Origin of the sequence: Psychrosphaera haliotis (genome assembly GCF_009728465.1) — a bacterium.
In the GTDB taxonomy this organism is placed as follows: Bacteria; Pseudomonadota; Gammaproteobacteria; order Enterobacterales; family Alteromonadaceae; genus Psychrosphaera; species Psychrosphaera haliotis.
On sequence record NZ_WOCD01000001.1, the window covers coordinates 511,169 to 522,124 of the forward strand.

The following is a 10,956-nucleotide window of genomic DNA, read 5'->3' on the forward strand; positions in this document are numbered from 1 at the left end:
TTAATTAGATTTAAAAGTCTTTAGTTGTTGTTTGATCAAAGAGCGACTTTATAATGTCTTCACTGCCATAAAGTCCCATTAAGTCGACTCCTTTTAGTGTAATTTCAGAATCTGTCTGACCGTTAGAGTTTGCATCAACGGAAATTTTTGTATCGCTTCCATCTGATGAGACCTTTAGGTAACTACTTAAAGGGTCATTGCTACCGCTATTTTCAACTTGAAGTAGATCACTAAGGTCAAATTTCTCTAGAGCTTCATCTAAATTCACTTCGCTGCTCAGATCGTTAATCACAAAGTTATTTACATCACCAGTATCAGCAGACACAAATTTGAAAATCTCGGCTTGGTCATTGATAGATATAGATTCATTTGGAGTAACTAAGTTAATAACTTTAGCTGATAAATTAGAATCTGCATCAACATTTGATACCTCGCTATTTTTTTCTGACAAGTTGCTGACCGATGCAAACTTGCTGGTTGTGTTATATCAACTGAAGAGTCCGCGTCGACAACGTCATTAACATTTAAAGTAACCAAAACCCCTGCACTAAAATCTATTCCATTGTCACTCAGCTCTATACCAATTTGCGCATACGCTAGACCAAATTGATCAGGCTCAGGTGTAAATATTAGTAGTCCCGCATCAATATCAATCATCGATATTTCTGCCCCTAATGCCACTGCAATTCCGTTTAGTGTTAACAAACCGTTAACTGGCAACACAGTGATTTTAACAACCGCTAGTAAATCATTTTCGGTATCGGAGTAAAGAAAATCTCCTGCTGAGAAAATATGGGAAGAATCTTCGTTCAGGCTAATAGAAGTTGCCAATGCAACTAGCGGATCGTTCACTGGTTGAACATCTACATTGACGGTAGCTGTTTCAGTTACTCCACCTGAAGTAACTGTATATTCGAAACTATCTGGACCTGCATAATTTAAATCAGGCGTGTATAAGATTGTCCCATCTATATTAACAACGACGATTCCATGATTTGGCAAACTCGAAATTGTGACTATTGGTAGTACGTTTTCAAAGCTATCATTTGCCAATACATTAAATATCGTGGGGGTGTCTTCGTTTATACTGATGTTATCATCTGCAATATCAACCACAGGCCTAACGGTTATACTAAACGTTTGACTAATGGTTAACCCTAACGGTGTTGTCGCTTCAAGAGTGATATTTTCTGAGCCGTTCCAATCAGCCAGTATCGGAGTAATTGTTGCGATTCCGAACGCATCCACATTAACAATTAAATTAGTTGAGCCAAGAACTGTAACGCTTAAAGAGTTTCCAGTTAACAATATATCAGCGAAACTGTTGGACACATCCAATGTATATGGCCCTGAGTCTTCATCCATAATTACAGGAGCAATTGCAACAGGCGCTTCCGCGGTACCCGTAACGTTGATTGTAACCGTTGTTTGACTACCATCACTTAACGTTAAAACAATAACATCTTGCTGAATCTCACCATTTTCCAATGCTTGAGCATTATCATTTAGAACATAAGTCCATGCCCCTAATGCATCTATCGTAAGGTCACCAAAATTACCCGCCACTGTGCAGGCTATAAAAGCTAACGTATCATTATCTATATCACCAGCGGTTAAAACTCCAGTTACCGTGTCTAGAGTATCCTCTATTACAGAGCCAACTCCTAAACTAATAATAGGAGCGTCATCTTTGCCTAGTACATTGATGGCAAGCTCCATAGTGTTACCATCGTTCAAAGGTATATTAAATAATTCGTTGCCAATTTCCCCCTCTTTAAGAACTTGTGCACCAGCGTGTAATGTATAATCCCAAGTTCCATCCAAAGCTAAGATTAGAGTGCCATACAAGCCTGTCAAAGTTACTGCAACAACTGCTAAACTTCCATTGCTTGGATCGTTAACCTCAACTTCACCGGTTAGGTTGGGTAGAATATCTTCAACCAGTGTTGAAACTGCAGTTCCTACCACAGGCACATCTAACGTACCGGTTACAGAAAGTTGAATGCTTGCAAAGCTGCCATCACTCAGCGGCAACGAGAATACTTCGAGCTGAGTTTCATCAACGCCTAATAAATTGGCCCCTGCACGTACAATAAAGTTCCAAGCTCCACTTGCATCAATAATTAAAGTTCCATATTCCCCTGTGATTTCGGTAGCAACATATAAAATACTACCATCTCCAGCGTTCGGGTCTGGTAGTTCGCCAGCCACTGTATATAGTGCGTCTGTAATTACCGTTCCCAGTGCAGTTGTTAAACTGTTTATTCCATCTACTGTAATACCCAGTACCGAAGTTACGAGACCAAGAACACTCAACGTAAGTGCGCTGTCATAAGAGCCTATAACATCTACCGAAACTTGAGTTGTTGAACCATCACTAAGCCTAACCATAAACACTTCGGTACCCGTTTCTCCTGCATTCAGGAATTGCGCTGACGTGTTCACGCTATAAGTCCAACTACCACCGGCACTCAAGATGAATGTTCCAAATAGTCCATTAACAGTCTGAGGCTCAAAAGTTAAACCTAAATCGTCGCTATCAGTAGCAGTTAACAATCCGCTCAAGGCTCCTACTGCATCTTCTGATATACTTCCCGAACCTGAACTCACGATTGGTGAATCATCGGTACCATTAACTGTAAGGGTAATATTGGTCGTGCTGCCATCATTGAGTGTAATTAAGAATACATCATTTTGTTGTTCACCAGCTCCAAGCAATTGCGCGTTTGCATTTAACGTGTATACCCACAACCCATTAGCATCTATTGACAAATCACCATACAACCCGGCAATTGTGCCACTAACAAATAATAAACCTACGTTGTCTGGATCCGTCGCTTCTAATTTACCAGCCAATACGGTTTGTAAATCCTCTGTAAGTTCACCAACGCCCGTGCTGATCACTGGCAAGTCGTCAGTGCCAGTCACGGTAATAGTGACCGATGTCGTGCTGCCGTCATTTAAGGTAATGGTAATGACATCGGTGCCCGTTTCACCTTGCGCTAATACTTCCGCGTTCGCATTTAAGGAATAACTCCAAACGCCGTTGGCATCCACCGTTAAATCACCGTAAGTGCCATTAACAGTGCCCGCAACAAACAATAATCCAGCATTATCCGCGTCTGTCGCTGTTAAATTACCCGATATCGTTGGTGTTACGTCTTCAATTACAGCCCCAACGCCCGTGCTGATCACTGGCAAGTCGTCAGTGCCTGTGACGGTAATAGTGACCGATGTCGTGCTGCCGTCATTTAAGGTAATGGTAATGACATCGGTGCCCGTTTCACCTTGCGCTAATACTTCCGCGTTGGCATTTAAGGAATAACTCCAAACGCCGTTGGCATCCACCGTTAAATCACCGTAGGTGCCATTAACAGTGCCGGCAACAAATAATAGTCCAGCATTGTCCGCGTCTGTCGCTGATAAATTACCCGATATCGTTGGCGTTACGTTTTCAATTACGGCTCCAACGCCCGTGCTGATCACTGGCAAGTCGTCAGTGCCTGTGACGGTAATAGTGACCGATGTTGTGCTGCCGTCATTTAAGGTAATGGTAATGACATCGGTGCCCGTTTCACCTTGCGCTAATACTTCCGCGTTGGCATTTAAGGAATAACTCCAAACGCCGTTGGCATCCACCGTTAAATCACCGTAGGTGCCATTAACAGTGCCGGCAACAAATAATAGTCCAGCATTGTCCGCGTCTGTCGCTGATAAATTGCCAGATATCGTTGGCGTTACGTTTTCAATTACGGCTCCAACGCCCGTGCTGATCACTGGCAAGTCGTCAGTGCCTGTGACGGTAATAGTGACCGATGTCGTGCTGCCGTCATTTAAGGTAATGGTAATGACATCGGTGCCCGTTTCACCTTGCGCTAATACTTCCGCGTTGGCATTTAAGGAATAACTCCAAACGCCGTTGGCATCCACCGTTAAATCACCGTAAGTGCCATTAACAGTGCCCGCAACAAACAATAATCCAGCATTATCCGCGTCTGTCGCTGATAAATTGCCAGATATCGTTGGCGTTACGTCTTCAATTACAGCCCCAACGCCCGTGCTGATCACTGGCAAGTCGTCAGTGCCAGTCACGGTAATAGTGACCGATGTCGTGCTGCCGTCATTTAAGGTAATGGTAATGACATCGGTGCCCGTTTCACCTTGCGCTAATACTTCCGCGTTGGCATTTAAGGAATAACTCCAAACGCCGTTGGCATCCACCGTTAAGTCACCGTAGGTGCCATTAACAGTGCCGGCAACAAATAATAGTCCAGCATTATCCGCGTCTGTCGCTGTTAAATTACCCGATATCGTTGGTGTTACGTCTTCAATTACAGCCCCAACGCCCGTGCTGATCACTGGCAAGTCGTCAGTGCCTGTGACGGTAATAGTGACCGATGTCGTGCTGCCGTCATTTAAGGTAATGGTAATGACATCGGTGCCCGTTTCACCTTGCGCTAATACTTCCGCGTTGGCATTTAAGGAATAACTCCAAACACCGTTGGCATCCACCGTTAAGTCACCGTAGGTGCCATTAACAGTGCCGGCAACAAACAATAGTCCAGCATTGTCCGCGTCTGTCGCTGATAAATTGCCCGATATCGTTGGCGTTACGTTTTCAATTACGGCTCCAACGCCCGTGCTGATCACTGGCAAGTCGTCAGTGCCTGTGACGGTAATAGTGACCGATGTCGTGCTGCCGTCATTTAAGGTAATAGTAATGACATCGGTGCCCGTTTCACCTTGCGCTAATACTTCCGCGTTGGCATTTAAGGAATAACTCCAAACGCCGTTGGCATCCACCGTTAAGTCACCGTAGGTGCCATTAACAGTGCCCGCAACAAATAATAGTCCAGCATTGTCCGCGTCTGTCGCTGATAAATTGCCAGATATCGTTGGCGTTACGTTTTCAATTACGGCTCCAACGCCCGTGCTGATCACTGGCAAGTCGTCAGTGCCTGTGACGGTAATAGTGACCGATGTCGTGCTGCCGTCATTTAAGGTAATAGTAATGACATCGGTGCCCGTTTCACCTTGCGCTAATACTTCCGCGTTGGCATTTAAGGAATAACTCCAAACACCGTTGGCATCCACCGTTAAATCACCGTAAGTGCCATTAACAGTGCCCGCAACAAACAATAATCCAGCATTATCCGCGTCTGTCGCTGTTAAATTACCCGATATCGTTGGCGTTACGCCTTCAATTACGGCTCCAACGCCCGTGCTGATCACCGGCAAGTCGTCAGTGCCTGTGACGGTAATAGTGACCGATGTCGTGCTGCCGTCATTTAAGGTAATAGTAATGACATCGGTGCCCGTTTCACCTTGCGCTAATACTTCCGCGTTGGCATTTAAGGAATAACTCCAAACGCCGTTGGCATCCACCGTTAAGTCACCGTAAGTGCCATTAACAGTGCCGGCAACAAACAATAATCCAGCATTGTCCGCGTCTATCGCTGTTAAATTGCCCGATATCGTTGGTGTTACGTCTTCAATTACAGCCCCAACGCCCGTGCTGATCACTGGCAAGTCGTCAGTGCCAGTCACGGTAATAGTGACCGATGTTGTGCTGCCGTCATTTAAGGTAATGGTAATGACATCGGTGCCCGTTTCACCTTGCGCTAATACTTCCGCGTTCGCATTTAAGGAATAACTCCAAACGCCGTTGGCATCCACCGTTAAGTCACCGTAAGTGCCATTAACAGTGCCGGCAACAAATAATAGTCCAGCATTGTCCGCGTCTGTCGCTGATAAATTGCCAGATATCGTTGGCGTTACGTCTTCAATTACGGCCCCAACGCCCGTGCTGATCACTGGCAAGTCGTCAGTGCCAGTCACGGTAATAGTGACCGATGTCGTGCTGCCGTCATTTAAGGTAATGGTAATGACATCGGTGCCCGTTTCACCTTGCGCTAATACTTCCGCGTTGGCATTTAAGGAATAACTCCAAACGCCGTTGGCATCCACCGTTAAATCACCGTAAGTGCCATTAACAGTGCCCGCAACAAATAATAGTCCAGCATTATCCGCGTCTGTCGCTGATAAATTGCCAGATATCGTTGGTGTTACGTCTTCAATTACAGCCCCAACGCCCGTGCTGATCACTGGCAAGTCGTCAGTGCCAGTCACGGTAATAGTGACCGATGTCGTGCTGCCGTCATTTAAGGTAATGGTAATGACATCGGTGCCCGTTTCACCTTGCGCTAATACTTCCGCGTTGGCATTTAAGGAATAACTCCAAACGCCGTTGGCATCCACCGTTAAGTCACCGTAGGTGCCATTAACAGTGCCGGCAACAAATAATAGTCCAGCATTATCCGCGTCTGTCGCTGTTAAATTACCCGATATCGTTGGTGTTACGTCTTCAATTACAGCCCCAACGCCCGTGCTGATCACTGGTAAGTCGTCAGTGCCTGTGACGGTAATAGTGACCGATGTCGTGCTGCCGTCATTTAAGGTAATGGTAATGACATCGGTGCCCGTTTCACCTTGCGCTAATACTTCCGCGTTGGCATTTAAGGAATAACTCCAAACACCGTTGGCATCCACCGTTAAATCACCGTAAGTGCCATTAACAGTGCCCGCAACAAACAATAATCCAGCATTATCCGCGTCTGTTGCTGATAATGTGCCAGATGCAGTTGGTGTTACGTCTTCAATTACAGCCCCTGAACCTACCGAAATAACAGGCGCTTCATCTGCGCCTATCACATTTACTGTAATGGATGTGGTACTTCCATCGTTCAGGGTGATGGTGAATGTCTCGGTTTGAGTTTCTGCATCTGCTAAGCCTTGTGCTGCGGCATTTGGCGTAAATACCCAGTTTCCTGAGGCATCAATACTCAAGTCGCCGTAAGTGCCATTTTGAACTTCAGCCACAAACGCCAGAGCAGGATTATCTACGTCCGATGCGGACAGTTGACCGCTCGCACTACTGTCATCTTCAGATACATTAACCACGGCTGACCCTATAACCGGCGCATCGTCCGTGCCAGTCAGGTTGATCTCTACTGTCGTGGTTGAGCCGTCACTTAATGTCACTATAAATGTTTCGGTTTGAGATTCGCCATCGGCCAACGTATCGATATTATTGCCGGCGGTATAAACCCAATTGCCCGACTCATCAATCGTTAGTGAGCCGTAAGTACCGGCTTGAGTTTCCGCCACCATAGCAAGGCCAGGGTTATCAACATCACTGAAGTTAATTTGACCAGCTACGGACGGCGCAGCATCTTCAGTAAGAGCAGCTGTACTGCTGCTAATGACTGGCGCGTCATCGGTACCTGTAAGACTAATTTCTATCGTAGTCGTACTACCGTCATTCAAAGTCACAGTGTAAGTTTCGGTTACATTCTCTCCGTCGGCTAGACTCTGTGCGCCGGGCCCTGTAGTAAAGGTCCAATTACCGTTTGCATCTATAACAACTTCACCGTAAGTGCCATTAACAGTGCCCGCAACAAACAATAATCCAGCATTATCCGCGTCTGTTGCTGATAATGTGCCAGATGCAGTTGGTGTTACGTCTTCAATTACAGCCCCTGAACCTACCGAAATAACAGGCGCTTCATCTGCGCCTATCACATTTACTGTAATGGATGTGGTACTTCCATCGTTCAGGGTGATGGTGAATGTCTCGGTTTGAGTTTCTGCATCTGCTAAGCCTTGTGCTGCGGCATTTGGCGTAAATACCCAGTTTCCTGAGGCATCAATACTCAAGTCGCCGTAAGTGCCATTTTGAACTTCAGCCACAAACGCCAGAGCAGGATTATCTACGTCCGATGCGGACAGTTGACCGCTCGCACTACTGTCATCTTCAGATACATTAACCACGGCTGACCCTATAACCGGCGCATCGTCCGTGCCAGTCAGGTTGATCTCTACTGTCGTGGTTGAGCCGTCACTTAATGTCACTATAAATGTTTCGGTTTGAGATTCGCCATCGGCCAACGTATCGATATTATTGCCGGCGGTATAAACCCAATTGCCCGACTCATCAATCGTTAGTGAGCCGTAAGTACCGGCTTGAGTTTCCGCCACCATAGCAAGGCCAGGGTTATCAACATCACTGAAGTTAATTTGACCAGCTACGGACGGCGCAGCATCTTCAGTAAGAGCAGCTGTACTGCTGCTAATGACTGGCGCGTCATCGGTACCTGTAAGACTAATTTCTATCGTAGTCGTACTACCGTCATTCAAAGTCACAGTGTAAGTTTCGGTTACATTCTCTCCGTCGGCTAGACTCTGTGCGCCGGGCCCTGTAGTAAAGGTCCAATTACCGTTTGCATCTATAACAACTTCACCGTAAGTGCCATTAACAGTGCCCGCAACAAACAATAATCCAGCATTATCCGCGTCTGTTGCTGATAATGTGCCAGATGCAGTTGGTGTTACGTCTTCAATTACAGCCCCTGAACCTACCGAAATAACAGGCGCTTCATCTGCGCCTATCACATTTACTGTAATGGATGTGGTACTTCCATCGTTCAGGGTGATGGTGAATGTCTCGGTTTGAGTTTCTGCATCTGCTAAGCCTTGTGCTGCGGCATTTGGCGTAAATACCCAGTTTCCTGAGGCATCAATACTCAAGTCGCCGTAAGTGCCATTTTGAACTTCAGCCACAAACGCCAGAGCAGGATTATCTACGTCCGATGCGGACAGTTGACCGCTCGCACTACTGTCATCTTCAGATACATTAACCACGGCTGACCCTATAACCGGCGCATCGTCCGTGCCAGTCAGGTTGATCTCTACTGTCGTGGTTGAGCCGTCACTTAATGTCACTATAAATGTTTCGGTTTGAGATTCGCCATCGGCCAACGTATCGATATTATTGCCGGCGGTATAAACCCAATTGCCCGACTCATCAATCGTTAGTGAGCCGTAAGTGCCAGCTTGAGTTTCCGCCACCATAGCAAGGCCAGGGTTATCAACATCACTGAAGGTAATTTGCCCAGCTACGGACGGCGTAGCATCTTCAGTAAGAGCAGCTGTACTGCTGCTGATCTCTGGCGCATCGTCCGTGCCAGTCAGGTTGATCTCTACTGTCGTGGTTGAGCCGTCACTTAATGTCACTATAAATGTTTCGGTTTGAGATTCGCCATCGGCCAACGTATCGATATTATTGCCGGCGGTATAAACCCAATTGCCCGACTCATCAATCGTTAGTGAGCCGTAAGTGCCAGCTTGAGTTTCCGCCACCATAGCAAGGCCAGGGTTATCAACATCACTGAAGGTAATTTGCCCAGCTACGGACGGCGTAGCATCTTCAGTAAGAGCAGCTGTACTGCTGCTGATCTCTGGCGCATCGTCCGTACCGGTCAGATTGATCTCTACCGTCGTGGTTGAGCCATCATTTAAAGTTACTGTGAATGTTTCAGTTTGAGATTCACCATCGGCTAGCGTATCGATGTTGCTGCCTGCGGTATAAACCCAATTGCCCGACTCATCAATCGTGAGTGAGCCGTAAGTGCCAGCTTGAGTTTCCGCCACCATGGCAAGGCCAGGGTTATCAACATCACTGAAGGTAATTTGACCGGCTACTGACGGCACAGCATCTTCAGTAAGAGCAGCTGTACTGTTGCTGATCTCTGGCGCATCGTCCGTGCCGGTTAGATTGATCTCTACCGTCGTGGTTGAGCCGTCACTTAATGTCACTATAAATGTTTCGGTTTGAGATTCACCATCGGCTAGCGTATCGATGTTGCTGCCTGCGGTATAAACCCAATTGCCCGACTCATCAATCGTGAGTGAGCCGTAAGTGCCAGCTTGAGTTTCAGCCACCATGGCAAGGCCAGGGTTATCAACATCACTGAAAGTAATTTGACCGGCTACTGACGGCACAGCATCTTCAGTAAGAGCAGCTGTACTAGCACCGATAGTTGGTGGCGTGTTTTCGTTTTCGTTTTCACTGCCAGGAACTTGTCCATCGTTTTCTTCGTTTACATCACCTTCATTTATAGGCGCGTCATCACCAAGATCATCATTTACTGTAAAGTCATCGGATAACGCTGAAGCTGAATCATTTTCCGTAGTTTCAGGAGATTCGCTAATCGCTTCATTTGTTTGTGTTGGGGGCGTAAATATATTATTTGTTTGTAATTCAGTATCAAAACCGCTTGTCGCAATTGTTTCTTGGTCACTATTGTCAACTATCGTTGCCCCTTGAGAGCCTCCTTGTCCACCTTGCCCTGCAGCTGTGGCTTCAAGTTCTAAAACTTCATCATCATTTTCAATGGCAGCTGTAATATCTGCAATCTCTTGAGTTGTTGTTTCATCAAAGCTATTTGAATATTCGATACCTTCAGGATTATCGCCATCAAAAATAATTTCTTTATTATCTTCAGTTAATATTCGAATAAAAGCATTATCATCCAACTCAACTGTCGTACCGGCTGGCAAAGACATTGGCATTTCTACTAATGTTAAATTTCCTTCTTCATCTTTTAAAAAGACCTGTCCATTTATTTCTAAAACTTGACCAGCTACTGGAATATTTAAATCTTGTGCCATACAGACCTCTGAAAAAGACAAACAACTCTAAGCATAAGCTTAGTAGTGTTGTCACCCTTTACCTATGAGGCTAATCCCCTATTTACCTAGGAAAATCCCGATTAGAACTATACGAAAAAAGCTTAGACAATGTGAGATATCGACCTGCATATACAAAGAGGTTGTTAGTGAATTCAATTAAACTTATTAACAAACAAAAAGTTAACAGCACTCACGAATTTCAATAACAATTTGGTTTTAAGCTTACAAAAAAAAAACTCAAAAACACGTCTTAGACTGTGATTTTACGAAAACAAATTACATCGATGAAAATTCTTTACATTCCATTATTTTTTTACAAAAAGTAGTCACTTTCTTTACCTGTACCTTTAAAAAAACGGTAACATAAGTGCCGTAAAATTAAGCGCTACATAACAATAATTCCTCTAAAAATCAGGAAAATAATAA

The 10,956-nt window shown here is 45.3% G+C and carries 2 protein-coding genes; both read right to left on the minus strand.

Going from position 1 to position 10,956, the window contains the following annotated elements; translation table 11 throughout:
* Window positions 1-10: 10 nt before the first annotated feature.
* Entirely contained in the window at window positions 11-451 is a 441-nt protein-coding gene (locus tag GNP35_RS02305; RefSeq protein ID WP_155694145.1) for a type I secretion C-terminal target domain-containing protein, read from the minus strand.
* Window positions 379-10,509, minus strand: a complete 10,131-nt coding sequence (locus tag GNP35_RS02310; protein WP_155694147.1) for a VCBS domain-containing protein — start codon at window positions 10,507-10,509, stop codon at window positions 379-381. The genes GNP35_RS02305 and GNP35_RS02310 overlap by 73 nt, the downstream gene beginning before the upstream one ends.
* Between the last annotated feature and the right edge of the window lie 447 nt (window positions 10,510-10,956).